Annotated in this window: 26 protein-coding genes, 2 tRNA genes and 1 pseudogene; 19 read left to right on the forward strand and 10 right to left on the reverse strand. The window is 70.7% G+C overall.

Features of this window, described 5'->3' with window-relative positions:
• Positions 1-12 precede the first annotated feature (12 nt).
• Positions 13-2,733: a tetratricopeptide repeat protein gene (locus ABZX61_RS51670; protein WP_355206921.1), complete on the reverse strand. Its 2,721-nt coding sequence runs from the start codon at positions 2,731-2,733 to the stop codon at positions 13-15.
• Between the two features lie 87 nt (positions 2,734-2,820).
• On the opposite strand from ABZX61_RS51670, the gene ABZX61_RS51675 reads away from it, so the two are divergent.
• The 3 genes from ABZX61_RS51675 to ABZX61_RS51685 are packed head-to-tail and all read left to right on the forward strand — an operon-like array spanning position 2,821 to position 4,930.
• Positions 2,821-3,345: a MauE/DoxX family redox-associated membrane protein gene (locus ABZX61_RS51675; protein WP_355206924.1), complete on the forward strand. Its 525-nt coding sequence runs from the start codon at positions 2,821-2,823 to the stop codon at positions 3,343-3,345.
• Between the two features lie 16 nt (positions 3,346-3,361).
• Positions 3,362-4,249, forward strand: a complete 888-nt coding sequence (locus ABZX61_RS51680) for a hypothetical protein (RefSeq protein ID WP_355206926.1) — start codon at positions 3,362-3,364, stop codon at positions 4,247-4,249.
• 48 nt (positions 4,250-4,297) lie between these two features.
• A complete protein-coding gene (locus ABZX61_RS51685; RefSeq protein ID WP_355206928.1) occupies positions 4,298-4,930 on the forward strand; it encodes a 2'-5' RNA ligase family protein in 633 nt (210 codons plus the stop codon).
• A 16-nt stretch (positions 4,931-4,946) separates the two neighbouring features.
• Here the strand turns inward: ABZX61_RS51685 and ABZX61_RS51690 are convergent, their stop codons facing one another.
• The gene (locus ABZX61_RS51690) at positions 4,947-5,387 is read right to left on the reverse strand and encodes a MarR family transcriptional regulator (RefSeq protein WP_355206931.1); all 441 of its coding nucleotides are present in this window, start codon (positions 5,385-5,387) and stop codon (positions 4,947-4,949) included.
• Between the two features lie 62 nt (positions 5,388-5,449).
• Here ABZX61_RS51690 and ABZX61_RS51695 point away from each other — a divergent pair, with 62 nt between their 5' ends.
• The gene (locus ABZX61_RS51695; RefSeq protein WP_355206933.1) at positions 5,450-6,583 is read left to right on the forward strand and encodes an FAD-dependent monooxygenase; all 1,134 of its coding nucleotides are present in this window, start codon (positions 5,450-5,452) and stop codon (positions 6,581-6,583) included.
• On the opposite strand, the gene ABZX61_RS51700 is transcribed toward ABZX61_RS51695, so the two are convergent.
• On the reverse strand, positions 6,580-7,470 hold the full coding sequence (locus tag ABZX61_RS51700) for an NAD-dependent epimerase (protein ID WP_355206936.1): 891 nt from the start codon (positions 7,468-7,470) through the stop codon (positions 6,580-6,582). The two genes, ABZX61_RS51695 and ABZX61_RS51700, sit on opposite strands and share 4 nt — an antisense overlap.
• A gap of 71 nt (positions 7,471-7,541) precedes the next feature.
• Between ABZX61_RS51700 and ABZX61_RS51705 the strand changes: the two genes are divergently transcribed.
• Positions 7,542-8,477: a helix-turn-helix domain-containing protein gene (locus tag ABZX61_RS51705; RefSeq protein WP_355206938.1), complete on the forward strand. Its 936-nt coding sequence runs from the start codon at positions 7,542-7,544 to the stop codon at positions 8,475-8,477.
• A gap of 18 nt (positions 8,478-8,495) precedes the next feature.
• Here ABZX61_RS51705 and ABZX61_RS51710 read toward each other — a convergent pair whose 3' ends face one another.
• Positions 8,496-8,768 (reverse strand): ribbon-helix-helix protein, CopG family, encoded by a 273-nt coding sequence (locus ABZX61_RS51710; protein ID WP_355206940.1) that lies wholly within the window; start codon positions 8,766-8,768, stop codon positions 8,496-8,498.
• A 468-nt stretch (positions 8,769-9,236) separates the two neighbouring features.
• On the opposite strand from ABZX61_RS51710, the gene ABZX61_RS51715 reads away from it, so the two are divergent.
• Positions 9,237-9,584, forward strand: a complete 348-nt coding sequence (locus tag ABZX61_RS51715) for a hypothetical protein (protein ID WP_355206943.1) — start codon at positions 9,237-9,239, stop codon at positions 9,582-9,584.
• On the opposite strand, the gene ABZX61_RS51720 is transcribed toward ABZX61_RS51715, so the two are convergent.
• From ABZX61_RS51720 to ABZX61_RS51730, 3 genes are read right to left on the reverse strand one after another with little or no spacing between them, the layout of a single operon-like run.
• On the reverse strand, positions 9,585-10,088 hold the full coding sequence (locus ABZX61_RS51720; RefSeq protein WP_355206946.1) for an NUDIX hydrolase: 504 nt from the start codon (positions 10,086-10,088) through the stop codon (positions 9,585-9,587).
• Between the two features lie 12 nt (positions 10,089-10,100).
• Entirely contained in the window at positions 10,101-10,844 is a 744-nt protein-coding gene (locus tag ABZX61_RS51725; RefSeq protein WP_350733715.1) for an ABC transporter permease, read from the reverse strand.
• The gene (locus ABZX61_RS51730) at positions 10,825-11,766 is read right to left on the reverse strand and encodes an ATP-binding cassette domain-containing protein (protein ID WP_355206949.1); all 942 of its coding nucleotides are present in this window, start codon (positions 11,764-11,766) and stop codon (positions 10,825-10,827) included. Before ABZX61_RS51730 ends, ABZX61_RS51725 begins: the two co-directional genes overlap by 20 nt.
• A gap of 247 nt (positions 11,767-12,013) precedes the next feature.
• Between ABZX61_RS51730 and ABZX61_RS51735 the strand changes: the two genes are divergently transcribed.
• The 5 genes from ABZX61_RS51735 (at position 12,014) to ABZX61_RS51755 (ending at position 14,592) form a co-directional block, all read left to right on the forward strand.
• Complete coding sequence (locus ABZX61_RS51735; protein ID WP_355206951.1) at positions 12,014-12,547, forward strand: ATP-binding protein; 534 nt, start codon at positions 12,014-12,016, stop codon at positions 12,545-12,547.
• 50 nt (positions 12,548-12,597) lie between these two features.
• Complete coding sequence (locus ABZX61_RS51740; protein WP_355206953.1) at positions 12,598-13,560, forward strand: GH25 family lysozyme; 963 nt, start codon at positions 12,598-12,600, stop codon at positions 13,558-13,560.
• An 88-nt stretch (positions 13,561-13,648) separates the two neighbouring features.
• On the forward strand, positions 13,649-14,176 hold the full coding sequence (locus tag ABZX61_RS51745) for an NlpC/P60 family protein (RefSeq protein WP_355206956.1): 528 nt from the start codon (positions 13,649-13,651) through the stop codon (positions 14,174-14,176).
• A gap of 73 nt (positions 14,177-14,249) precedes the next feature.
• The gene (locus ABZX61_RS51750) at positions 14,250-14,480 is read left to right on the forward strand and encodes a transposase (protein ID WP_350733721.1); all 231 of its coding nucleotides are present in this window, start codon (positions 14,250-14,252) and stop codon (positions 14,478-14,480) included.
• A 39-nt stretch (positions 14,481-14,519) separates the two neighbouring features.
• Positions 14,520-14,592 (forward strand) — tRNA-Thr (locus ABZX61_RS51755).
• 212 nt (positions 14,593-14,804) lie between these two features.
• Here ABZX61_RS51755 and ABZX61_RS51760 read toward each other — a convergent pair.
• A complete protein-coding gene (locus ABZX61_RS51760) occupies positions 14,805-15,551 on the reverse strand; it encodes a DUF2071 domain-containing protein (RefSeq protein WP_355206959.1) in 747 nt (248 codons plus the stop codon).
• 302 nt (positions 15,552-15,853) lie between these two features.
• On the opposite strand from ABZX61_RS51760, the gene ABZX61_RS51765 reads away from it, so the two are divergent.
• From ABZX61_RS51765 to ABZX61_RS51795, 7 genes are all read left to right on the forward strand, one after another.
• Positions 15,854-15,927: transfer RNA gene (locus tag ABZX61_RS51765), tRNA-Met, on the forward strand.
• 71 nt (positions 15,928-15,998) lie between these two features.
• The gene (rpmG, locus tag ABZX61_RS51770) at positions 15,999-16,163 is read left to right on the forward strand and encodes a 50S ribosomal protein L33 (protein ID WP_019632658.1); all 165 of its coding nucleotides are present in this window, start codon (positions 15,999-16,001) and stop codon (positions 16,161-16,163) included.
• An 897-nt stretch (positions 16,164-17,060) separates the two neighbouring features.
• Positions 17,061-17,510, forward strand: coding sequence for a MaoC family dehydratase N-terminal domain-containing protein (locus tag ABZX61_RS51775; protein WP_192789633.1), 450 nt, complete (start codon positions 17,061-17,063; stop codon positions 17,508-17,510).
• Position 17,511: 1 nt separating this feature from the next.
• Positions 17,512-17,940, forward strand: coding sequence for a MaoC family dehydratase (locus ABZX61_RS51780; RefSeq protein ID WP_355206963.1), 429 nt, complete (start codon positions 17,512-17,514; stop codon positions 17,938-17,940).
• A gap of 378 nt (positions 17,941-18,318) precedes the next feature.
• Positions 18,319-19,179 carry a hypothetical protein gene (locus ABZX61_RS51785; RefSeq protein WP_355206966.1) on the forward strand — a complete coding sequence of 287 codons (861 nt, stop codon included), beginning with the start codon at positions 18,319-18,321 and terminating at the stop codon, positions 19,177-19,179.
• 11 nt (positions 19,180-19,190) lie between these two features.
• Complete coding sequence (locus tag ABZX61_RS51790; protein WP_355206969.1) at positions 19,191-20,228, forward strand: UDP-N-acetylmuramate dehydrogenase; 1,038 nt, start codon at positions 19,191-19,193, stop codon at positions 20,226-20,228.
• Positions 20,229-20,568: 340 nt separating this feature from the next.
• A complete protein-coding gene (locus ABZX61_RS51795) occupies positions 20,569-21,150 on the forward strand; it encodes a TMEM165/GDT1 family protein (protein WP_350733731.1) in 582 nt (193 codons plus the stop codon).
• Here ABZX61_RS51795 and ABZX61_RS51800 read toward each other — a convergent pair.
• Together ABZX61_RS51800 and ABZX61_RS51805 are read right to left on the reverse strand one after the other, a co-directional pair.
• Positions 21,136-23,988, reverse strand: a complete 2,853-nt coding sequence (locus ABZX61_RS51800) for an AAA family ATPase (RefSeq protein WP_355206973.1) — start codon at positions 23,986-23,988, stop codon at positions 21,136-21,138. The two genes, ABZX61_RS51795 and ABZX61_RS51800, sit on opposite strands and share 15 nt — an antisense overlap.
• Positions 23,989-24,103: 115 nt before the next feature.
• A complete protein-coding gene (locus tag ABZX61_RS51805) occupies positions 24,104-24,250 on the reverse strand; it encodes a hypothetical protein (protein WP_192789639.1) in 147 nt (48 codons plus the stop codon).
• 198 nt (positions 24,251-24,448) lie between these two features.
• Here ABZX61_RS51805 and ABZX61_RS51810 point away from each other — a divergent pair.
• Positions 24,449-24,580 (forward strand): annotated as a pseudogene (locus ABZX61_RS51810) (deoxyribose-phosphate aldolase); the annotation flags it as partial.

Genomic DNA, 24,580 nt, shown 5'->3' on the forward strand with positions numbered 1-24,580 from the left:
GGCGCGTGCGGATCAGGGACGGTGGAAGGAGACGATGCGGTCGCGGACCTTCGCCGCCTGCGCGTCGTCAACGGCGTCGAAGAACTCCGCCGCCTGCTTCCAGGTGTCGAGCGCGGCCGCGATGTCACCGGCCGCGACGTGCGTCTCGCCCAGGCGGACCAGCGTCTCGGCGGCCGCGTGCGGGTCGTCGCAGTCGCGCAGCAGCTCCGCCGCCCGCTCGAAGCAGGCCACCGCCTGCGCGTAGTCGCCCTTGAGGTGCAGGACGTGGGCGACGCTGTCCCACGCGTGCCCCTCGCCCTGGGTGTATCCGAGGCCGGCGAGGAGCCGCTGGGACCGGCGGCAGTCGGCCAGCGCCTCGTCGTACTCGCCGAGCTGGGCCCGCAGCCAGCCGGAGTTGTTCAACGCCCGCGCCTCCCCGCCGACGTCGCCGGCCTGCCGGAACAGCTCCAGCGCGTGCAGGGTGTGGCTCAGCGCCTCATCGGGTCGCGTCCGGCTCAGCGCGACGGTCAGGCCGAGGTGGACGTGCGCGCGCAGGACGGGTTCGCCGAGGTCGCAGTGCAGCTCGACCGCCCGCTCGAAGTGCTCGACCGCCTCGCCGTCGCGGCCGAGCCGGGCGTGGGCGCGGGCGATGCTGTTGTGGCAGCGGGCCTCGGCCAGCCGGTCGCCGAGCCGTTCGGCCGCGGCCAGCGCCACCGCGTGGGTGCGCAGGATCTCCTCCCAGAGGCCGCGCCGCTGCATGAACTCCGCGAACGCCCACGCCAGCCGCCACGCGTGGCCGTCGAACCCGGCCGCGGTGGCCTCCGCCAGCAGCGCGGGCAGCGCCACCGACGCGTCGGCGTACCACCACAGGGCCTCCGCCGGCCCGGCGAACCGCTCCACCACGGTGCCCCGCGCCGGCGGGTCCAGGAGCAGGTTGTCGCGGTGCGGGTAACACATCCCGTTCGCGGCGCAGGCCGAGTGCAGGTAGTAGTCCAGCAGCCGCCGCGTCGCCGACCGCCGTGCCGCCCGGGTGTCGGCGGCCCGCGCCTGCTCCGAGGCGTACACGCGCAGCAGGTCGTGCAGGCGCAGCCGGCCGGGGGCGCGGATCTCGGCCAGGTTGGCGCGGTCGAGGTGCGCGGCCAGTTCCCGCGTGCGCCCCACCGGCAGGGCGGCCAGGCTCGCCGCCGCCGACAGCGGCAGGTGCGGCCCCGGGTGCTGCCCGAGCCGCCGGAACAGCCGGGCCGCCGGCACGGGCAGGTCCCGGTACGAGCGCCCGAACACGTGGCGCAGGTCGATCGCGGGGTCGCTGTGCGCGAACGGTTCCAGGTCGGCGTCGGCCCGCTCGAGGTCCGCGGCGGCCTCGGCCAGCGGAAGATCGGTGCGCCACGCCAGCTGCGCCGCGACGATCGCCAGTGCCAGCGGCAGCCGGCCGCACCGGCGGATGATGTTCGCGGTGGCCTCCGGCTCGGCCGCCGGCCGGGCCTCGCCCAGCCACGCCACCAGGAGGTCGTGCGCGTCGTCGCCGGGCAGGACGTCCAGGCCGACCAGGTGCGCCCCCGCCGTGACCGCGAGCCCGGACAGCTCGGAGCGGCCGGTCACCAGCGTCAGGCACCCCGGCGCGGTGGCCAGCAGCGGGCGGACCTGGGTGGCGCTGCGGGCGTCGTCGAGCACGACCAGGACCCGGCGGCAGTCCAGCATGCTGCGGTAGAGCCCGATCTGCGCCTCCACACCCGACGGCACCTGGGCCTCCGTGACCCCGAGCGCGCCCAGGAACCGGGGCAGGACCACGGCTCCGTCGGCCGGGTCGATCGTGCTGAGATCGGCGTACAGCTGCCCGTCGGGAAAGCGGTCGCGGTGCAGGTGGGCCCAGCGCAGGGCGAGCGACGACTTGCCCACCCCGGGCGGCCCGGAGATCGCGCAGACCGCCGCGGTGGCCTGCTGTTCGCCGATCGCGGCCAGCCGGTCCAGCTCGGCCGACCGGCCGACGAAGTGCCGCAGGCCGACCGGCAGCTGTGCCGGGACCGGGCGCGCGGCCTCGGTCGTGTCGCCGGAGCGCAGCAGCTTCCGGTGGACGCTCCGCAGCGGCGTACCCGGTTCGACGCCCAGCTCCTCGGCGAGCGTCCGGCGTACCTGGGCGAAGTGGGCCAGCGCCTCGGCGGTCCGCCCCCACGCGTGCAGCGCCTCGATCAGCGCGGCGGCCACCAGCTCGTCCAGCGGGTACTCCTCGGCCAGCGGCGACAGCGCCGCCACTGCGGCCGCGGCGTCCCGGCCGGTGACCACCCGTGCCCAGCGCAGCAGGAGCTCCCTGCGCTCGTCGCGCAGGCGGTGGCGGGCCCGTTCGGCCCATTCGCCGGGCAGCCCGGTCAGCGGATCGCCACGCCACAGCGCCAGCGCCGCGCCGAGCGGCGGCACCGGGTCCGGCACAGCCATCGCCTGGTCGGCCAGGCCGCGGAAGCGCGGCACGTCCACCGCGGACTCGTCCACGTCGAGCAGGTAACCCCCGAGCCGGCGGACGACGGCGCCCTCATCCGCGAGCACGTCGCGCCGGATGCGGGTGATGATCGTGTACAGGGTGCGCCGCGCGCCGGGCGGGACCTGCTCGCCCCAGACCCGGGCGAGGAGCGTGTCCACCGGCACGACCCGGCCGACTTCCCAAGCGAGCGCGGCGACGGCGAGCGCGACCTGTGGAGGGCGTACGGGCCGGGTCTGCCCCGACCGCTCCACCTCCACCGGGCCGAGTAACCGGATCAGCACGACGGTCCACCCCTTGCTCGTGGATCTTCGAAGACTAACGCAGTGGTGCTCTTGCCGGATTTGCGCGGGCGTGGCAGGTTGCGGTCTATGCAGTACGTCGATGTGGCGAGCAGACTGCTGCTGCTCACGGTGTTCGTCCTCGCGCTGGCGAGCAAGGTCTCCAGCCGCCGGGCCTGGAACGAGTTCGTCCAGTCGATCAAGGCGATGGCGGTGATCGACAACGCCAGGGCGCCGGCGGCCGCGACGGCGACGGCGGTGGCCGAGGCCGGTGTCATCGTGCTGGCCGCGGTCCCCCTTCGCTGGGCCGGATCGGCGTCGTTCGTGCTCGCGGCCGGGCTGCTCGGCTGCCTCACCGTCGCCGTCATCATGGTGGTACGGAGGGGCGCCGCCGTTCCGTGCCGCTGCTTCGGCGCCTCCCGGACGCCCCTGAGCATGGCGCACGTGGCCCGCAACGGCATCCTCATCGCGGTGGCGCTGCTCGGGCTGGCCGCTTCCTTCGTGAACGGCTCCTTCGATCCGGCCATCGTCGCCATCGTCGGTGTCTTCGGCGCCGTACTGGGCCTGCTCATGGCCCGGTGGGACGATCTCGTCTCGCTGCTCCGGACGACCTGAGCCGGCGGCGGCTCACGTGGCGGGCTGGCGGGTGGCCGAGCGTGCGGTGCGCGCCAAAGGCACGGGACCCGGCGAGGACCGGGTGGTCGTCCTCGAGGACGGCGGCGGCGTCCGCTGCGCGGCGGTGATCGACGGCGTCACCGACAAGTCCGGCCGCGACTACGGCGGGGCGAGCGGCGGGGCCCTGGCCGCCGATCGCGTCGCGCAGACCCTCGTCACCCTGCCGGACGACGTCACCGTGGCGGAGGCGGTCGCGGCCGTCTCGGCGGAGCTCATGGAGCTGCGCCGCAAGTGGTCCGTCGCCGACGACGACCTTCTCGCGCCGGCCGCCGTCGCGGCGGTGGTGTGGCCGGGACGGCGGCTGGGGTGGCGCGTGGGTGACGTCCACGTCGCCCTGGGCCACCGCGACGGCGGGTGGCGTCGTCACCCCGGCGGGAAGCTGATCGACACGGTGCTGGCCGGCGCCCGGGCCGCCTACCTGCACTGCCTGCTGCTGCAGGGAGAGCGCCCGGAGGACCTGGCGGCCACCGATCCGGGGCGGGCGCTGATCCGGCCGGTGCTGGAGCGCCAGGCCGTGCTGGCCAACCGGGATGAGGCCGGTCCTTTCGGGTACGGCCTGCTGGACGGGCGGCCGGTCCCGGAGCGGTTCGTGGAGACGTTCGTGCTGGCGGAGGACGTGGACGAGGTGGTGCTGGCGTCGGACGGCTACCTCGGCCCGGCGCAGACCCTCGCGGGAGCCGAAGCGGAGCTCCGGGCCTCGTTACGGGCCGATCGGCTGCGCATCATGGAACACGCGGCCACCAAGGCGGTGGCGGCCGGCGCCGAGAGTTTCGACGACCGGGCCTACGTGCGGCTGTCCCGCAATTCCCCTCGTGACCGCGGCTCACCGAGTCGGATATCGTGACCACGCTGCGTGAGCAGATCAGCTGCCCGCGCCCACCGAGGAGGACGCGTGAGCCCGCTTCCGACGCGCATGGCGAATCGCTGGGAGAAGCGCCGATCGCTCATGCTGCCGCCGGGGCAGGGCCGGCTCTACTGGCACGTTCTGCTGGGGGAGGACCCCCAGGCGCGGGCCATCGTCGAGGAGGCGCACGACCGGCTGGCCGGCCTGGCGGGGCTCGATCTGGTGCCGCGGCGGTTCATCCACCTCACCACGTTCGTCGCCGGATACTCGCACGAGATCACCGAGCGTCAGGTGACCGTGATGGCCGCGGAGGCGGCGGGCCAGCTCGCGCGGGTCGCGCCGATCACGGTGACGCTGGGGCGGGTGCTCTACCACCCCGAGGCGGTCGTGCTGGAGGCGCGGCCGGCCGAGCGGCTGCGGCCCCTGCTGGAAGCGGCGCGGTTCGCCACGCGGGCGGCCACGGGCCGTGACGGCGTGCTCGCCCATGACACGTGGCTCCCGCACGTCACCGTGGCCTACAGCAACGCGGATGGCCCGTCGGCGCCCATCATCGACGCGCTCGGGGAACGCCTTCCGGAGCGCGAGGTGACGATCCGCAGCATCCATGTCGTCAACCAGGACGGCCCGGAGACGGCCTGGGACTGGCGACCGGTGGCGGAGGTCCGGCTCGGCGCGTCGTGAGCGAGCTCCGCGGGGTTCACCCCCGTACTTCCTTGGTGGCGCATCGGTAGGCCTCGGTGACGCGGCTGAACATGTCCAGCATCACCATCGCCTGCTCCGGCTCGTAGTGCGCGCTGATCGCCGCCAGGTGCCGCCTGGACGCCTCGCAGGCGGCGTTGTAGTCGTCCAGACCGCCCTCGACCAGCTCCACGGTGACCGTGCGCCGGTCGCGTTCGCCGCGCACCCGCCGTACGTAGCCCGCCTTCTCCAGCCTGTCGATCAGCCGGGTCGTCGAGGCGGACGGCAGCCCCAGCTCCTCGGAGATCGTCCCCACGGCGAGCGGTCCGCGCGTCTCCAGCAGGATGGCGGCCGCGACGTCGACGGGTTGCAGGCCGAGCCGGTCGGCGACCGCCTCGTTGTGCAGGAGGACCGCGACCAGGAACTCGCGGAAGACGTCGTCTGGATGTTCGTGGGCCACCTTCCTAACCTACTCCATCACGGAGTATCTTCGAATCGAAGATACTCCGCTTTGGAGGAGATATGGATGCTCTCGTCATAGGCGCCGGGGTGGGCGGCCTGGCCGTCGCGCGCGAGCTGCTGGCCGCCGGTCACCGGGTGCGGGTCTACGAGCAGGCTCCGGCCCGGCGGACGGGCGGCAAGGCGGTGCTCATCTGGAGCAACGGCACCGCCGTGCTGCACGATCTCGGCATCGGCCTCGACGGCGTCGGCGCCCGCATCGACCGGATCGACGCGCTGACCGCCGGCGGCCGGCTGCGTACCAGCATGGACATCGCCCACGCGGCCGGCCGCTTCGGCTTCGAGACCAGGGCGATCCCCCGTCGCCAGCTGCTGGAACGCCTGGCCGACGGGCTGCCCGGCGACCTCGTCCGCCACGGCCTGGCCTGCCGGGGCGTGACCCAGGACGACGGCCAGGTCACGGCGACCTTCAGCGACGGCTCGACGGACAGGGGAGACCTGCTCATCGGAGCCGACGGCCACCACTCGGTGGTACGGCGCTGCCTGTGGGGCGACGGCGCCGTACGGCCGGCGACCTTCGGCACCTGGCAGGGGCTCAGCCGGATCGACATCGATCTCGCCGGCACGCACCGGCACCTCATCATCTCGGGGCGCGAGGGCGCGTGCGGGCTCATGCCCGCCGGTGAGGGCCTGCTGCAGTGGTGGTTCGACGTGCGCTGGTCGCCCGCCGATCCGCGGCCGGCGGCGCCACTGGCCGAGCTGCGGCGGCGGTTCGGGCACTGGGCGTCGCCCGTCCCCGAGGTGCTGGCCGGCGCGACCGAGGACGACCTCGAGTTCTTCGGCCACCACTGGACCAAGGTGCGCCCGGCGTGGGGCAAGGGGCGGATCACCCTGGTCGGCGACGCGGCCCACATCATGCCGCCCACCCTGGGGCAGGGCGCCAACCAGACCCTCGAGGACGCGTGGGTGCTCGGGCGCGAGCTCGCCAAGGGTGGCGACGACCCGGCGGTACGGCTGCGCGCCTACGAGAAGCTCCGCTACCCGTACATCTCCCTAGTCTCCCGGCTGGCCAGGCGCAACCCCGCGAACTGGCGCGTCCCACCGCTGATCGCCCGGTTGTTCCCCGAGACGTCCCAGACCGCCATGCTCGCCCGCTTCAGCAACCGCCTCAACGAGCCGGCGGTCTCGCGACGCTAGATCAGTTGCCGGAGCACATCGTCGACCGGGGTGGCGCCGACGCCGAGGATCTTCTCGGTCTCGGAGAAGTCGAGGACGAGCGGGTGGCCCGGCTTGGTGAGCACTTCGTGCATCTCCCCCCACAACGGATCGGTGATCCCGAGCAGGGTCAGGTCGCGTTCCGTCATCTCCTCCAGCCGCGGCACCGGCGCTCCCGAGAGTTCCGCGAGCCGCCGGGCCAGTTCCCGCACCGACAGGGTCGCGGTGGGCGCGTGCCAGGCCCTGCCGTACGCCTGCTCCTCGCGGCTCGCGGCGACCAGCGTGCGCGCGGTGTCGTCGATCGCCGAGTAACTGTGCGGAACGTCGAGTTCCTGCGGCACCAGGACGAGCCGGCCCTCCAGCACGGGCCGCTGCACCAGGAGGCTGAACACCGAGAAGGCGCCGGCGCCGTAGAACTGGCCGGCCCGCACCTCGGTGACCTTCACCCCCGAGGCGGCGGCCTCCTCCCACGCCCGCGCCCTGGCCCGCCCCTTGGGCCCGGTCGCCGTCAGCGGGAAGTGCGGCGTGATCGGCCCGTCCACCGGCCCGTAACCGTAGATGTTGCCGAGCATGACGTACGCGGCCCCCGTCCGCCGCACCGCGGTGAGCAGCGACGCCGACAGGACCGGCAACTGCTCGGGCCAGGTGTGGTAGGGCGGCACGGCGGTGGTGAACAGCGTGTCCGCCCCTTCGGCCAGCTCGGTGAGCCGGTCGGTGTCGGTCGCGTCCGCGGCGACCCTCTCGACGAGCCGGTGGTCGGGCCCGCCGCCCGTGCGGCTGATCATCCGTACCCGCTCGCCGTCCCCGGCCAGCAGCAGAGCGGTCTTCGACGCGGTGGCCCCGCGACCTACGATCACGTGAAATTTCATGATGACAACGGTGCCGACCTGCGGCCTCGTGGCATAGTGGCCGGAATGCCAACTATCCGGAGGATCTGGCCATGCACCGCCTCGCCGCAGTGATCGTCCCTCCCGTGCTGGGCTTCGACGTCTCGATCCCGCTCATGGTGTTCAACAGCGTCCCGCACTACGACGTACGCGTCTGTACGGCGCGGCCCGGCCCCGTGCCGACCGTCGGGGGCCCTGACGTGGTGGTGGCGCACGGCCTGGAAGAGCTGGAGGAGGCCGAGACGGTGATCGCGGTCGGCAGCGGCGGCGAGCCGGCTCCCCCGGAGGTCCTCGACGCCCTGCGGAAGGCCGCGGCCGGCGGGGCGCGGATCGCCTCGTTGTGCACGGGCGCGTTCGTGCTGGCCCAGGCCGGCCTGCTCGACGGGCGCCGCGCCACCACCCACTGGGGGCTGGCCGGCGACCTCGCCGCCCGCTTCCCGTCGGTCGACGTGCGGCCCGACGTCCTGTTCGTCGAGGACGGCGGCATCTTCACCTCGGCGGGCGCCGCGGCCGCCATCGACCTGTGCCTGCACCTGATCAGGCTCGACTACGGGGCGGCGGTGGCCAACACGGCCGCCCGGCTCGCGGTCGTCTCCCCCGTACGGCCGGGCGGGCAGGCCCAGTTCATCGAGACCCCGCTGCCTCCCGAGCGCGGCACCTCGCTCGCCCCCACCCGGGCCTGGGCGCTCGAACACCTCGACCGCCCGCTCACCCTGGCCGACCTGGCCCGCCACGCCAGGATCAGCGTGCGCACCCTGACCAGGCGCTTCCACGCCGAGACCGGGCTGAGCCCGCTCCAGTGGCTGCTGCACCGGCGCGTCGACCGGGCCAGGGAGCTGCTGGAGACCACCGGACTGCCGATGGACCAGGTGGCCGGGCGGAGCGGCCTGGGCAGCGCGGACTCCCTCCGCAAACACCTGGTCAGCCGGGTCGGCCTCACTCCCACGGCCTACCGCGCGAGCTTCACCCGAGAGCCTCTTCCGTCATAGGCCCCGGTGAATGGCTGATCAGAGGAACAGTATTTTTCGCGGATTTCCGTCGGATTCCACGATGGCCAGCTCGTGGCCCTGCGCGAGCTGGTCCTCGACGAATTTCCAGATGGTGATGGCGCGGCGGATCGCCTCGGTGAACGACAGGCCCTTGCGCTCGGCCAGTGCCTTGAACGTCTGCGCTGTTTCGTGGCTCAGATTGACGGACAGCCGGACGAAATTGCTGTTGTTGTTGCTCCTCTCCTGCTCGAGCCTGGGGTCCTTGCCGGTGGACTCACGCGTCATGGTCATGTCACCTGGCCCTTGGGGTAAGGGGGCACGTGGAGTAGAGGGCGGGGATGCTCCGACGTCTCGCTGCTCTCGGTCCTCATCGATAGGCGCATGCTTTTTATACACGCTGGCTTGCCATGAGGAACGGGTCCGATCCGTACCGAGTGTTGTCCTGTCACACCTCGAAGGAAGAACGTTATACCGGTGCGGAAAGATCTGTGCCTCATATGCGGTTAATACTGGCAAATGGTACGCGTCTCGGCATCATGAAATGTGGGCTAAAGGCGCGCTCGAATCCCACAGGCCCCTAGGATGTGCGTTATCCCGCAGGGGCGCGCGATCGGGCAGCGTGGCAGAAATCCCGCATGAAGCGGCAGAAATCTGACATAAACACGTGGCTCGCTCTCCGAGGTGGGTCCCATCGCAGTCTGAGGTGGTCCAACGCACCTCCCCGTAGTCAGCCCTGACGACTGGGCTGATGGAGGAAACATGAGTGGAGCCAGTCAGCCGTCTGGCGCCGGAGATCGATCCGGGGCCGAGGGGGCCGAGGACGTCCGACCGAAGAGCGAACTGGTGGATCTCTCCCCGCCACCCCCGGACTCGCCGGTGGTGCAGCTGCTGGAGAAGACCGCGGTCCGCCATCGCAGCTGGTTCATCGGCGTCTACTTAGGCGTGCTCATCACCGTCGTCCTGGCCAGCATCCTCGGCCCCGGCTTCCTGCCGGAGCAGGCGTGGAGTCAGATGAAACCCGAGGTGGCGGACGTGCGGCTCTGGCTCTTCCAGATCGGGTTCGTGATCGTGGGCGGCTATCTCTTCGCCGAGAAGGCGCCCAAGTAGCTAGTGCGGGCTCAGGCCGTCCAGAAGTGGCAACCAGGTGCGATCAGGGCAGACGCGGGCGATCTCCGACGGCGGGAGCCAGTCCGCCCTGGTGCTCTCCGAGCCGACCGGAGGACGGGTCGGCCGGCCCGGATGCGGGAGACGGGCCCTGAACATCACCATGTACGTCAGCGGCGGGTAGCGGTAGCCGGCCGGGGCCGCGTCCAGGAGCTCGATGCGCTGCCAGGCGAAGGCGGACAGCGCGGTGGCCGGCAGGCGCAGGCCGGTCTCCTCATACAGCTCCCTGGCCGCGGCGTCGAGGGCCGTTTCGCCGGGTTCGAGGTGGCCGCCGGGGATGTCCCACCCGCGGCCCTCCTCGTCCACGCACGTCATGAGCGTTCTGCCGGTCTGGTCCGAGACGAACGCGAACGCCGACGTGGTCTGGTCCACAGGCGGGAGGGCCGGGGACAGGATCACGTCCAGGCGATGGCGTACGGGGATCCAGGGGACCGTCAGATGAGTCATCCCTCAAGGGTCTCAGACACCCCGGCGCATGGCCCGGTTGCCCAGATACAGGCCGATCGCGGCTATCGCGCAGGCGGCGGCGGTCCCGTACAGGATCGAGGGGCTTGTCAGGTTGCCGGAGAAGAGGGCTCGCTGGCCTTCGACGATGTACGTGACCGGATTCGCGTACCCGATCGTCCGCAGCCACGCCGGAGCCGTCTCCAGGGGGAGCATCATCCCCGAGAGGAGAAGCAGGGGGAACATGATCGACTGGCTGACGATGTAGAAGAGCGTGCCGCCGGGCGCCGACTTGATGGCCAGCACGAACGAGAGCGAGCCCAGGCCGACGCCGAAGACCACCAGCTGCGCCAGGCCCGCCAGGACGCCCGCCGGATACAGCTCGAAGCCCAGGGGGACGGCCAGCACGATGATCAGGACGGCCTGGGCCAGCAGCACGACCATGGTCTTCAACGTCCGGCCCACCAGCATCGCCGTGCGGTTCAGTGGGGTGACCATCAGGCGCTCCAGCGAGCCGCCGATCAGCTCGACCAGCAGGGTGTAGCCGGCGGACATGGGGCCCGTCAGGCACATCATGACCAGGATCCCCGGCACGAACCACTGCCACGACGACCCGACCGCCCCGTCCAGCAGCGACCCGAACAGGAACAGGAACAGCAGCGGCTGCCCCATCTCGAACAGCAGCCCGACCGAGTCGCGCACGACCGGCTTGAACTCCCGCGAGAAGACGGTGGCGGTGTCACGAAAGAATGTCGTCATCGGTGAGGCTTCTCCCGGTAAGAGCGAGGAACACGTCGTCGAGCGTCGGACGGATGGTCTCGGCGGTGGTGACCTTGATGCCGGAGCCGTCCAGGGTTCTGAGGTAGTCGGGGAGCGCGGCGGCCGCGTTGGGGACGCGCAGGCGCACGGTGGTGCCGTCGGCGGCGCCGCCACCGAGCTCCGCGGCCCTGCGCGCCTCCTCCTCCGTGCTGGTGGTGATCGTGATGTGGTCGCCGGCGAGGTCGTTCTTGAGCTGCTCGGCGGTGCCGTCCGCGATGATCCGGCCGTTGTCGATGATCACCACACGTTCGGCCATGTTGTCGGCTTCCTCCAGGTAGTGGGTGGTCAGGAACAGCGTCGTCCCGTACGTCTCCCGCAGCCGGAGGATGTGCTGCCAGACCTCGGCGCGGCTCTTCGGGTCGAGGCCGGTTGAGGGCTCGTCGAGGAAGAGCAGGCCGGGGCGGTGGATGAGGCCGAGCGCGATGTCCAGGCGGCGGCGTTGACCGCCCGAGAGCGTGCCGGGGCGTCGCTTGGCCAGTGCTCTGAGGTCGAGCAGGTCGAGCAGTTCCTCGGCGCGGGCGGTCGCCTGCCTGGCGTCCAGGCCGTAACAGCGGCCCTGGGTGACGAGCTCGTCGCGGACGAGGAAGTTCTCGCCCGCGCTGTTGCGCTGGCCGACGTAGCCGATGCGGGCGCGCACGCCCGCCGGGTCCTTGGCCACGTCGTGGCCCGCCACCATGGCGGTGCCCGAGGTGGGTGGCAGGAGGGTCGTGAGCATGCGCAGGGTGGTGGACTTGCCCGCGCCGTTGGGCCCCAGGAAGGCGACGAGCTGGCCGGCCTCCACCTCCAGGTCGATGCCGCGTACGGCTTCCACACGCTCCTTCTTGACTTTGAACACTCGGGTCAGTCCCCGGGTATGGATCATGGTCGGCCTCTCCGGGCATGGCGAAATAACCCCTGGTCGGGGGCGCGATTGAGGATCGAATCAAGTTTGTGCAGGTTCAATCCGGTTTGGCAAACGCGAATGTCACGTTCATAAACGCCTCCTACCTGCGGAAACGCCGTTTCTGACGCTGGCCTGCGACGGTGGATTTCGGGGCGCTGAGGTGCGGTTTCCCGGGTGTTGCGAAGATTTCCGGGCGAGGCTGGCAGCATGGCTGACCGTGTGCCGGATGGTGGTGCTGGTGAACGGGTTGCCCGGGGCCGGGAAGACCACGGTCGCGCGGGCGCTGGGGCGGGCGCTCGGCCTCCCGGTCTTCAGCAAGGACGACCTCAAGGAGACGCTGGCCGACGTGCTCGAACGGCCGCCCGGGATGGGCGAGCGGGAATGGAGCAGGCGGCTGGGCGCGGCCGCCGGGGAGAGCATGTGGACGCTGCTGGCGAACGCCGGGCGGGGCGCGGTGCTGGAGAGCCCCTGGCTGGCGCCGACGCGGCCGCTGGTGCTCGCCGGACTCGAGCGGGCCGGGGTCGAGGCCTCGGTCGAGGTGCGCGAGGTCTGGTGCGCGGTGCCGCCGGAGCTGGCCAGGCGCCGGTACGAGGGGCGGGTGCGGCATGCGATCCACGGCGAGGCCCGGCTCGGGGACGAGCGATGGGCGGAATGGGCGGCGGGGGCGCGGCCCCTGGGAGTTGGGACGGTCTATTGGATTGATACCTCAAAAACAGTTGATATTTCGGGACTTGCGGGGTTGTGTCATGGTCCGCAATGATCTCCCGCGTGAAAAGTCTGTGGGTAATTGCGGCAATTGCTGCCTTAGGTATGGGTGGAGTCGCGGAGGCGGCCGACGGTGTTCCCGGCGTCGACGTCAGTAACTGGACGGGCGAGGTCGACTGGGAAAGCGTGGCCTCCGGGGGTGCGAAGTTCGCGTTCGTCCAGGCCACCGAGGGAACGAACTACCGCAACCCCAGTTTCGACGCCCAGTACGGCGGTGCCGCCGGGGCCGGGCTGATCCGGGGCGCATATCACTTTGCGCAACCACACGAATCCGACGGGACGGCCCAGGCCGACTATTTCCTGCAGAACGGCGGCAACTGGATCAGCGACGGTCAAACGCTGCCCGGAGTGCTCGATATCGAGGACAACCCGTACAAGGACAAGAACGGCAAGAACAACTGCTACGACCTGTCCACCGAGGACATGGTCACGTGGATCAAGGACTTCACGAAGAAGTACCACGAGGCCACCGGCCGCCGCGCGATCATCTACACCACCACGAGCTGGTGGCAGACCTGCACGGGGAACTCCGACAAGTTCAAGTCGAACCCGCTCTGGCTCGCCCGCTGGGGCGGCGACCCCGGTGAGCTGCCGAAGGGCTGGAAGCGGCACACGTTCTGGCAGTCGGCGGAGAAGGGCACGCTGGCCGGTGGGCAGAACTCGTTCAACGGCTCCGAGTCCCAGCTCAAGGAGCTGGCCAACCCGCCGGCCGAGGTGACGGTCTCGGGCGCGGCCCGGAACCGGAAGACGTACACGGTCACCGTCTCGAACACCGGCCCGCACCCCGTCAAGGACGTCAAGGTGTCGGGGCGGGCGTTCGGCGGGCAGCGCGTGGTGAAGGCGCCCGGGTGCAAGTTCAGCGGCACGGCGGTGCTGTGCCAGGTGGGGGAGCTGACGCGGGGACAGAAGGCGACGTTCACGATCACCACGAAGCCGTCGAAGTCGAAGGGCACGGTCGGGCTGTACGTCACCGTGGGCTCTGTGAAACTGACCCTCAAGGCCCGCTGACGCCTGCCTGGGAGCCGCTGAGCGGCGCAGATCCCCATGAGGCAGGATGACTCCTGAGGGCCATGGAGCTTGTCGGGGGCGGGACGGTATGAGGCGGTGGCGGCTGGCAGCAGGGGCGGCGGCGCTGGTCCTGCTCGTCGCCACGGCCTCCGTGCCGCTCGGGCTGTACGTGCCGGAGAACGTCGTGCGGATCGCGTACGAGATCGAGCAGCGCAGGATCGTCTACTCGTGGGGAGGCGGTCACGCCGAGGAGCCCGGGCCGTCGAAAGGGACCTGCAAGGGATACCAGGGAAAGATCCGGCCCTGCCCGGCCGCCCGGACGCGCGGTCTCGACTGCTCGGGGTTCGCGCGATGGGTGTACGCGCTGGCCAGCGGGTCTGACGTGCTGGGTCCGGGGAACACCAACGATCACGTACGGCGGATGCGGCGGGTTCTGGCGGCCATGCCGGGGGACCTGGTTTTCTTCGGAAGCATCACGAAAAAAGCCATCAAAACCCACCATGTGGGCATCTATCTCGGCAACGGGAAGATGATGAACGCGCCCGAGACCGGTGCGGTGGTGCGCGTGGACGACATCGCCCGTCGGAAGGATTTCTTGGGTTTCTACCGGCTCTGAACTGATTCGGTATGGCCTGTAACGCGTGTGGCATGGCAAAAATTGAGAGACCCGGCGGCTACTGTGTGCCGCTATGGACAGGCGATGGGTCGGCCTCGACGGCTACGAGGTCGTAGGCGTGGTGCACGGCGGGCGGCAACTGCTGCGGGTGCGCCGGCACGGGTGGGTGGTCGCCGACTGCACCTCTGTGGCGGAGGTGGCCAGACACGTCGACCTGGCCGACCTGTGCGAGGTCATCGAACTGCCCGCGCGGCGGCGGACGGAAGAGCGCGCGGAGGCCCGAACGAGTTCGCATCATCGCTGACTGCCGTGTATGGTTACACCTGTCCGCAGCGCCGGACAGGCCCCTATAGCTCAGTCGGCAGAGCGTCTCCATGGTAAGGAGAAGGTCAACGGTTCGATTCCGTTTGGGGGCTCTTGCTCTGAACATCTACAACGCCCGACCCGCAAGATCGCGGGGCCGGGCGTTTCGCATTTCCCACCCCTCGCCCCCACCCCAGCACATCCACCCCCACCGTTAACCACCACCCCCTCCCACGCCACCCAACCTCCTCCACCCACCCCAAATCACCGGCCCGCTGCCCCGCCACGCCACCCTGCGCGTACCGGTCGCGGCCGAGCGGTGTGGTCACCCGTGCGGGTGGAAGCGGTGCGGTGGGGTGTGGATGTCGAAGGGGATCCGGGCCTGCGCCAGGACCGAGTGCGGGGGCGTGTCGGGCGTGATCAGCCCCAGACGCTCGAAGAAGGGAAACCTGGCGGAGGTGGCCTCCAGGTGCCGGGGCCGCATGACCGGGTGCCAGATGCTGTAGGCACCCACCCTGCCGTCTCTACGCCGGTACCAGCCCTGGGTCGGATGGGTGAGTTGCTCCAGCCAGTCCGAATCGTCCGTGAAGCCGTCCAGCAGCGCCGGAGCCTGCGGGAGCTCGACCGCCTCGCATCGGCCGTCGGTGGACTCCAGGCGCCAGCGGGCCGGGGTGCCCAGCCAGTCGGCCTCGATGCGGATGTGGTCGCGGCGCCACGGCATGCCCCACAGGTGCTGCGGGATCGCCACGACGGGGTGGTCCAGGCGGGTGCCGAAGAACCAGACGCCCGCCTTGCCGTACGCCGTGACGTAGGCCCGGTAGTTGATCTGCCCGCAGTTGATCGACGCCTGCGGCAGGAACCGGAAGTGGAAGTCCCGGTCGCGGAAGGCGACGGCGGAGACCAGGGCCCCGGGGCCGTCCCCGAAGCTCGCCTCCATGGGCGCGAAGCCGTCGGGCAGGTGCCGGGCGAGCGCGTCGGCGTCCACCCGGTAGCTCACGATCGCGAAGTCCTCCAGATCCGTGTGCGCGTGGTGCCAGCGCGGACGCGGCCGGGGAGTGCCCACGAAGCTCATGCCCAAAAGGTACGGCTCCTACGGCTGCGCGGGGCCGGGCGGGATCATGTGCGCCACGGCGAGATCCAAGGGCTCTCAGGGGTTGTGCGCGTCGCGCCGGTCGCTGCTACGCTTGCCTCCTCCACTGCTTGATCTTCAGGTGGAGTCGGCTGTTCGGGGGCGAGCATCGCCGATTGGTAATGGATTTCGGTTGTCGGGGGTTCCTGAGGCATACTGGGAGCACCCCACCCGATCGGGCGAGTTACGAATGTGCTCGCTGCGTCGGGTATCCTCTACGGGGCCGGGGTCGTTACCGGCCCAAAGGCGGAGTAGCTCAGTCAGGCAGAGCAAACGGCTCATAATCGTTGTGTCGCCGGTTCAAGTCCGGCCTCCGCTACTGCCCACTCCCAGGTCACCAGGCCTGGGTACGGGCGTGTCCATGTCCCGAACGTAGAAAGGCACTCCCAAGTGGCTGCCACCGACGTTAGGCCGAAGATCACGCTGGCCTGCCAGGAGTGCAAGCACCGCAACTACATCACGCGGAAGAACCGGCGCAACGACCCGGATCGGCTTGAGCTGAAGAAGTACTGCCCCAACTGCCGCTGCCACCGCGCGCACCGCGAGACCCGCTAGGTCTCCGGGCAGGGCTTCTGCCCCACATTTCGTCATATTGCACAACCGGCGTCCTACCACAGGGCGCCGGTTTGTCGCGTCTGCACAGGGTTTCAGCCACTCCACACGGACCCCAGGGCCCCCTCTGGCCGCTGATGGACGGCCGGCGGATGGCGGCATGGCCGTCGGCGCCTTAGGGCGGTGGGGTGGGCGCCTTGGGGTGTTCGGAGTGGGCGCCTGGGGTGTTCGGGGTGGGCGCCTGGGGTGTTCGGGGTGGGTGCCTGGGGTGTTCGGGGTGGGCGTTGGTCCCGGTTCGGCGCGCCGCCGCCGGGGCTCCGGTCGCCACCCAGACGGGGACAAGCGGGCACCGTGACGGGTGACCGGCCCCCTGGCGGTCTGCGGGCGTCGTGACCGTGACTGGTTGGCCTCCCGGGAGGGGGCGGTGGGTGTCGGTGACGGTGGCCGGTCCTGAGGGGTTGATGGGCGCCCTGATGGCGGTCGGCAGCATGCGAGACAGCGGGCGCTGTAACGGGTGTCGTGATGGTGGTTGGCCTCCTGGGGACGAGGCGGTGGCATCGTGACGACGGCTGGCCCTGTGGGGGGCGGTGGGCGTTGTGACGGTGGCCGGTCCCGAGAGGGTCGGCAGGCGCTGTGACTGTGGTCGGCTGCGTGTGGGGCGGTGCGCAGTGATGTGGTCGGCCGGGTTTGGGGTCGGTGGGTGCAGTGACGGGTGGGCGGCGTCATGCGCACTGACCGTCGTGCCGAGAGAAGGCGGTGGTTATGGCGGGAGTTTTGGAAGGGCCGGGCGCCGGGAAAGTTCTCGGGGCAAAATCAAGATAATCACCGGCGACAGCCGAACCTTGTTCTGTTACCGTCGGCCTCAGCAGCGCTCGGTTGGTGACATGCGAGGGAGCACTGATGGCCTTGAACCGAGACTTCGTGGGCAGGACCTATTCGCCCAGCGCGCCGTACGAGGTCAGCCGGGTGAAGATCAGAGAGTTCGCCGCCGCGATCGGTGACAACAACCCGCTCTACCGGGACAAAGAGGCTGCCCAGGCCGCCGGATATCCCGATGTGATCGCGCCGCCCACGTTCCCCATCGTGTTCAGCCTGCAGAGCGGGGGCGAGGCGCTCGTCGATCCCGACCTCGGGCTGAACCTCGCCATGGTCGTCCACGGCGAGCAGCGCTTCGAGTACGTCCGGCAGGTCTGCGCCGGCGACCAGCTCGTCACGACCGCGACGATCACCGACATCCGCACGGCCGGGCGGAACGAGCTGTTGACGGTCAGGAGCGAAGTGACGACCGTCGACGGCGAGCCGGTCTGCGTCACCTACAACACGATCGTCGAGCGCGGAGGGGCCGGTTGAGATGACCGCCACGGTGAAGTACGACGAGGTCGAGGTCGGTCAGGAGATCCCGGCCGCCGATTACCACGTGCGCCGGCTCAACCTGGTGATGTACGCCGGGGCTTCCGGGGACTTCAACCAGATCCACTGGAACGAGCGGTTCGCCAAAATGGTGGGGCTGCCCGACGTGATCGCGCATGGGATGTACACGATGGCGCAGGCCGGGCGGTTCGTCACGGACTGGGCCGGGGATCCCGGGGCGGTGGTGGACTTCGGGGTGCGGTTCTCGTCGATGGTGGTCGTTCCCGACGACGATCAGGGGGCGACGGTCTCGGTCAGCGGGGTGGTGGAGGAGAAGCTGGAGGACAAGCGGGTGGTCATCGGGCTCACCGCCAGGTCGGGCGATCAGAAGGTGCTGTCCAAGGCCCGCGCGGTGGTCCAGCTGTCCTGACGCGGCGGTCGGCCGGGTGATATTTCGGGCGGGTCTCGGGTACGCGTGACGTCTATGAACGAAGCCGCGCGACGAGTTTGGCCCACAGTTCGATCGATCCCCGTTTCCGCTGTGACCGATGCCAAGCCGCCCGCCCACCTTCGGCCGGCGCGGGTCGAGAAGGTGGTGGGCAGCTCCGGCACCGGACGCGACACCGCGGGCGGCACCGAAACCGGGACTGTCGGTGCAAGGGCCAGGGCGACCGAAACGGGAACTGCCGGTGCGAAGGCCAAGGCGAGCGGGGCAGGGGCGGGCAACGGGGCGCATGCTCGGCTTGATCCCGCTGCCGAGTTGGGCTTTTCCGGCGCTCCCGGGCAGCGGGGCGACACGGATGACACCATGCTCCACGCTCAGCGCGTCTGGGACAGCTCGCTGGCCACCAACCGCCTCGACGAGCTGGGCGTCAAGCTGGAACGCCAGCGTACGGAGACCAAAGACGTCACCGTCACCGTGAGCCTGCTGGTCGACGGCTGGCCGGAGGACGTCAGGAAGAGCGTGGGATCGATCGTCGAGCACACGAACGCGCGCGTGCTCGCCTTCGACCTCGGCGACGTCGACGGCGCCGGTGAGGTGCTGGACGAGCTGGCCGACCGGCATCCGGACCGGATCGCCGTGTGGCACGTGGCCGAGGAGCCGCACTGGCGAGGGGGTACGGCCACCTGGGGCGAATGCCGCGCCAAGCTGCTGCGGCTCGACGAGGCGGACGTGCACGTGCTCATGGACACGAATGTCGAGCTCTGCGGCGACGCGCTGACCCCGCTGGTCGCGGCCGTCGCGGGTGGCGCCGTGGCGGCCGGGTGGAGGGGCGTGGACTTCCCGGACGGGGAGCCGGAGCCGGTCCGCGTGGTGGAGCCGGGGCCAGGCACGGCCGGGCCCAGGAGGGTGCGGGCGCTGACGGGGGAGCTCATGGCGGTACGCCGGGCCCCGGCGCTCGGAGCCCTGCCCGAGGACGCCGGCTACGGCAGGAACGCCGATCTGGCGCTCTCCCTCGCACTCCAGCAAGGGTCCCACCAGCAAGGGACCAACCAGCAGGAGTCCCACCAGCGAGGGCCTCTCCGGCAAGGGCACAGAGAGCTGGTCGTGCCCGAGGAGCCGCTGCCCGCCGTGCGGCTGGGATCGCACGACGTGGACCCCGACTACGACGCACGGGAGTCCCGCCGGAACTTCGACCGCGTGCTGCGCATACTGGGCACCTCATAAGCTATTGGCCCATGGAGATGCTCGCGCCGTATACCACGCTGCGCCTAGGCGGCCCCGCCCGCGACTTCGCCGAAGCGACCACGGCGGAGCACCTCGTGTCCCTGGTGGCTGAGGCGGACATGAAGGGGCTGCCCACGCTGGTGCTCGGCGGGGGCAGCAACGTCGTGGTGGCCGACGAGGGCTTCGACGGGCTGGTCATCAAGGTCTCGACCCAGGGCGTGACCGTCTCGCGCGACGGCGAGCAGGTGCTGGTCACGGTCGAGGCGGGGGAGGACTGGGACCCGCTGGTCGCCCGCGCCGTGGCCGAGGGCTGGTCGGGCATCGAGTGCATGTCGGGCATCCCCGGGCTGGTCGGCTCGACGCCCATCCAGAACGTCGGCGCGTACGGGCAGGAGGTGGCCCAGACCGTCTGGTGCGTGCGTGCCTACGACCGCCGCACCAGGCAGGTGGTGGATCTGGAGGCGCGGCAGTGCGGGTTCTCCTACCGTGACAGCGCCTTCAAGCGCGACCTGGCGCGGCATGTGGTGCTCGCGGTGACGTACGCGCTGGATGTTTCGGAAATGTCCGGCCCGCTGGCGTACGAGGAGCTGGCCCGCAGGCTGGATGCGGAGCCCGGCGGGAAGGTGCCGCTCGCGCAGGCCCGTGAGGCCGTGCTGGCGCTGCGGCGCGGCAAGGGCATGGTGCTCGACCCGGACGATCCTGACACCCGCAGCGCCGGCTCGTTCTTCACCAACCCGATCCTCACGCCCGAGGAGGCCGCGGAGCTGGCCTCCCGCGCCCCGGGGCATCCGCGCTGGGAGCTGCCCGGCGGGGCGGTCAAGGTGCCCGCCGCGTGGCTGATCGAGCAGGCGGGCTACCCGAAGGGGTACGCGCGCGGGCCCGTACGCATCTCCACCAAGCACACGCTCGCGCTGACCAACCCCGACGGGGTCGCCACCACCGGCGACCTGCTCGCGCTGGCCAGGGAGGTCCGGGACGGGGTGCGGGAGAAGTTCGGGGTCACGCTGGTCAACGAGCCCGTGCTCGTCGGCTGCGAGCTCGGGGAATAGGGGTCCGGGGGAAGCTCGGGGTCGCGCTGGTCGACGGGCCTGTGCTCGGGCCTCGGGAATAGGTCCCGCCCGGGACGCGGGGACGGGAGAAGCCCGTGCTCGGACCTCGGGGAATAGGTCCCGTTCGCGGGCTGTTATGGTTGGTTGGAATTTCCGAAGGGGAGTAGTCCCAATCGTGTGATCGACACACTGGCGCTTCATCGCGCCCGGTCACACGGGCCTCATACGGGCGGACGAGACCTTCGGCCTGGCAGTTGTGCAATGAGACGCTGCCGGGCCGAAGTCGTGCCCGAATCTCCCCGGGTCGCCGCTTCCGGCTCGGTCGCGCGGAAGGGGACCGTTGGAAGCGTTCTGGATCAGTCTCGCCGTCATCTTCGTGGCCGAGCTCGGCGACAAGAGCCAACTCATGGCGATGACGTTCGCGACCCGTTTCAAGATCTGGCCCGTGCTCGCGGGCATCACGATCGCCACGACCCTCGTGCACCTGGTCAGCGTGGCCCTGGGCGGGTTGATCGGCGACGCGCTGCCGACGACGGCCATCGCGGTGGTGGCGGGGCTGGCCTTCCTCGGGTTCGCCGCATGGACGCTGCGCGGGGACGAGCTGACCGAGGACGAGTCGAAGAAGGCCCAGCGCACCACCAGGAACGCCCTGATCGCGGTGACCGTGGCGTTCTTCCTGAGCGAGCTGGGCGACAAGACGATGCTGGCCACCATCACGCTGGCCACGCAGCACGGCTGGCTCGGCACCTGGATCGGCTCGACCGTCGGCATGGTGGCGGCGGACGCGCTGGCGATCCTGGTGGGACGGCTGCTGGGCAAGCACCTGCCGGAGAAGGTCATCCGGTACGGCGCCGCGGCGGCGTTCGCGATCTTCGGCGTCGTCCTCCTGGCGGAAGCGCTTATCGGATCAGGGGGACAGTAGTGAGAGGCGGTGGGCCGCGGCGGCGGCCTCGCCGCGGGTGGTGACGCCGAGCTTGGCCAGGATGTTGGACACGTGCACGCTCACCGTCTTCGCCGAGATGAACAGCTCGGCCGCGATGTCCCTGTTGGTCCTGCCCTGGGTCACCAGCCGCAGCACCTCCAGCTCGCGCGGCGTCAGCAGCTCGGAGGGCTCCTGGGCGGGCTGAACCCCGCCCACCCGGCGCGACAGCGCCTCGATCTCCTCGATCAGCGGCGTCGCGCGCAAGGCCTGGGCCAGCGGGTGCGCCACCTTCAGCCGGGCCGCCGCCCCCTCGCGGTCGCCCCCGCGCGCGGCCGCGGTGGCCGCCCGCAGCAGGGCCTTGGCCTGGTTGTGCGGGCGGTTGAGCCGCTCCCAGGCCGCCGCGGCGGCGTCGAAGTCGCCGGTGTACGACAGCCGGTACGCCTCCACGACCGGCCCGATGACCGACAGCTCGGCCGCCACCTCCGCGGCCAGCTCGCGCACCGCGGCGGCCCGTTCGGGCTCGGTGGCCTCGGCGGCGTCGCAGACCGTGCGGAGCAGCGAGAGCAGCCGCCAGCTGAGCATGGCCTTGCTGGACTGCTTGTGGTGCGAGAGCACGCGCTCGGCCACGCTGAGCGCGGCCCCCGGCTCGCCCTTCGTCAGGTGCCAGCCGATGTGCAGGCGGGCGTTGTTGATGATGTCCTGGACGAACTCCTCGGGCCGGTCCTTCAGCACGCCGACCTCTGACAGGATGCCCTCGACCAGTTGCAGCTCGCCTCTGGCCAGGGCGATGTCGGCGCGGACGCGCAGGAGCGCGTACCGGTGGCGCAGGACGGGGCCGTGGCCGAGCGCGCCTTCGATGATCTCGATGGCTTCGTCCCAGCGGCCGATCGCCTCCAGCGCCTCGGCCCAGTTGTTCTTGATGAACAGCCCGCTGCCGCGCAGCCTGCCGTACTTCTTGGAGAGCTCCCAGCCGTGCTCGGCCAGGCGCAGCGCCTCCTCGTGGCGGCCCATGTCGATCAGCGCGTCGATGTTGTTGCCGACCGCCCTGGTGATCAGGCGGGCGGACCCCGCCGCCGTGCCGATCTCCAGCGCCTGCTCGTTGACGGTGATCGTGGACTCGTTCTCGCCGTTGAGGGAGTGGCCCAGCGCCAGGTTCATCAGCAGGTCGGCTTCGAGGCAACCGTCGCCGAGCTCCCTGGCCAGGCGCAGCCCCTCGGCGATCAGCGCGCTCGCCTCGGCGATCTCGCCCCGCAACATGAGGTGGCGGCTCAGCACCGAGACCACTTCGGCGCGGTCGGCGCCGTTCTCGGGCACGAGCCGCAGCGCGTGCCGGAGGTCCTCGATGACGCCGAGCTGCCCCTTGGCGTTCTTGAACCCCACCCGCCGCACGATGAGCTGCGCGACGCGGCCGGGCTCCTTGGCCTCGTCCAGCTCCGACAGCGCGGCCTTGACGAACTTGGCGCCCTTGTCGGCCTCACCGCCGGCGTTCGCGGCCTCCGAGGCGCGTTCGAGGACGGCCGTGTGGTCGGCGTCGATGAGCTCGGCCGCGTCGGGCACGCGCTCCCACAGCATGAGGACGCGTTCGAGCAGCGGGACGGCCTCGGTGTACGCGAACGCCTTGAACGACTTCTGCGCCGCCTCCCAGGCGGAGATCAGCGCCCAGGTGTCGTTGCGGGCGCCGTACCAGTGGTGTGCCAGCTCGACGGCGGCGCGCCCCGGCGGGACCAGCCCGCGGTCCTTGGAGATCTCTTCGGCGAACCTGGCGTGCAGCCGCTGGTGCTCGCCGGGCAGCAGCTCGTCGTGCACGGCCTCGCGGATGAGCGAGTGCCTGAAGACGTAGGCGCGGTTGTCGGCGATCTGCAGGACGTTGCCCGCGATGGCCGGGCGCAGCGCGGCCTCCAGCTCGACGTCGGACAGGCCGCTCACGGCGGCCAGCAGCTTGTGGCTGACCCGGATGCCGCCGGCGGCGGCGACGCGCAGCAGGCGCTGGGTCTCCTCGGGCAGCCGTTCGACGGAGTTGAGGATGAGGTCCTGCATGGACTCGGGGAACGCGCAGTCCTCGCCCTCCAGCATGGCCTCCACGAACAGCGGGATGCCCTCGCTGCGCTCGTAGACCTTCTCGACCTTGGCGTACTGGGGGACCTCGCCGAGGATGCCGGCCATCTGCTGGGCGACCTCGTCCCGCGACAGGCGGGGCAGGTCGAGCCGGTGCACGCCGCTCACCCGGCCCAGCTCGGCCAGCACCGGCCGGAGCGGATGCTGGCGGTGCAGGTCGTCGGAGCGGTAGGTCATGACGATCAGCACCTGCGGGGCGTGCAGGTTGCGGCTGAGGAAGGCGATGAGATCGCGGCTGGACCTGTCGGCCCAGTGGATGTCCTCGATGACGAGGACGGTGGGACGGGCGAGGGCCAGGCGTTCGAGGAGGGTGAGGAACTGCTCGAAGAGCCGGGCGCGGCCGGTGTCGGTCTCGCCGTCGCCGCTCGGCTCGCCGAACTCGGGCAGCAGCCGCGCGAGATCGCGCTCGGCGCCGTCCGGCAGCAGCCCGGCGACGGCCGCGGGGCCCTGCTCCCTGACGAGCTGCCGGAGCGCGGCGGTGAACGGCGCGTAGGCCAGACCCTCCGTGGACAGCTCCACGCAGCCGCCGAACAGCACGTGAGCGCCGCAGGCCTGGCACTGCTCCGCGAAGCGCTGGATGAGCCTGGTCTTGCCGACGCCGGCCTCGCCGCCGAGCAGGACGGCCGTCACCGTGCCTTTTCGTGCCTCGTCGAAGCTTTCAGACAGAGCCGCCAGCTCCTCTTCCCGCCCGACGAAGACGGGACTGACAGAACGTCCCCGCATGTCATCCAGCATGTCATGCCCGATCGATTACTTTCGACGCTTTTATGGGGGTCCCTTTACGGGGGTTTCGAGGCCCGGCCACGAGGGAGGTGGTGGCCGGGCTCTCGTGGGATGGTCATGAGAAACGGAGCTTGCCGAAGACCGAGCGGCGCTCGGACTTGTTGGCCCTCTCGGCCTCGCGTACCCGCCGGTGCTCGGCGGCGGCCTTGCGGAGCTCGCTCGCGTGGTTCTTCATGAGCTCGTACTCGATCTCGGGGTGCATGGTGTGTCTCCTGAAATTTCGTGCTTCTTCCTGACACCTTTAAGACTCGGTCTAAGGCCCTGCCTGCCACATCGGGTGGATGCCTTATCTCCGGTACGCCGACGCGTACGACATGCCTAAGGCCCCGGGGCCGACCGTCTAAGGCGGTCCGGTTTGGAGCTCACGGCCCTGGTCGGCGATGCTGTGTTGGTGTCAACTGTGACTACCTCGCTCGCGGACGTCGCCTCGTCCGACTCGGCGTTGCGAGCTTTCCTGCACGGCCTGCCCGGGGTTGACCGGGTCGGCGCGGACCAGCGGGCGGCGATGCTCGGCACCCGTTCGATCAAGACC

Source organism: Nonomuraea sp. NPDC003709, assembly GCF_040610775.1.
GTDB lineage: Bacteria > Actinomycetota > Actinomycetes > Streptosporangiales > Streptosporangiaceae > Nonomuraea > Nonomuraea angiospora_A.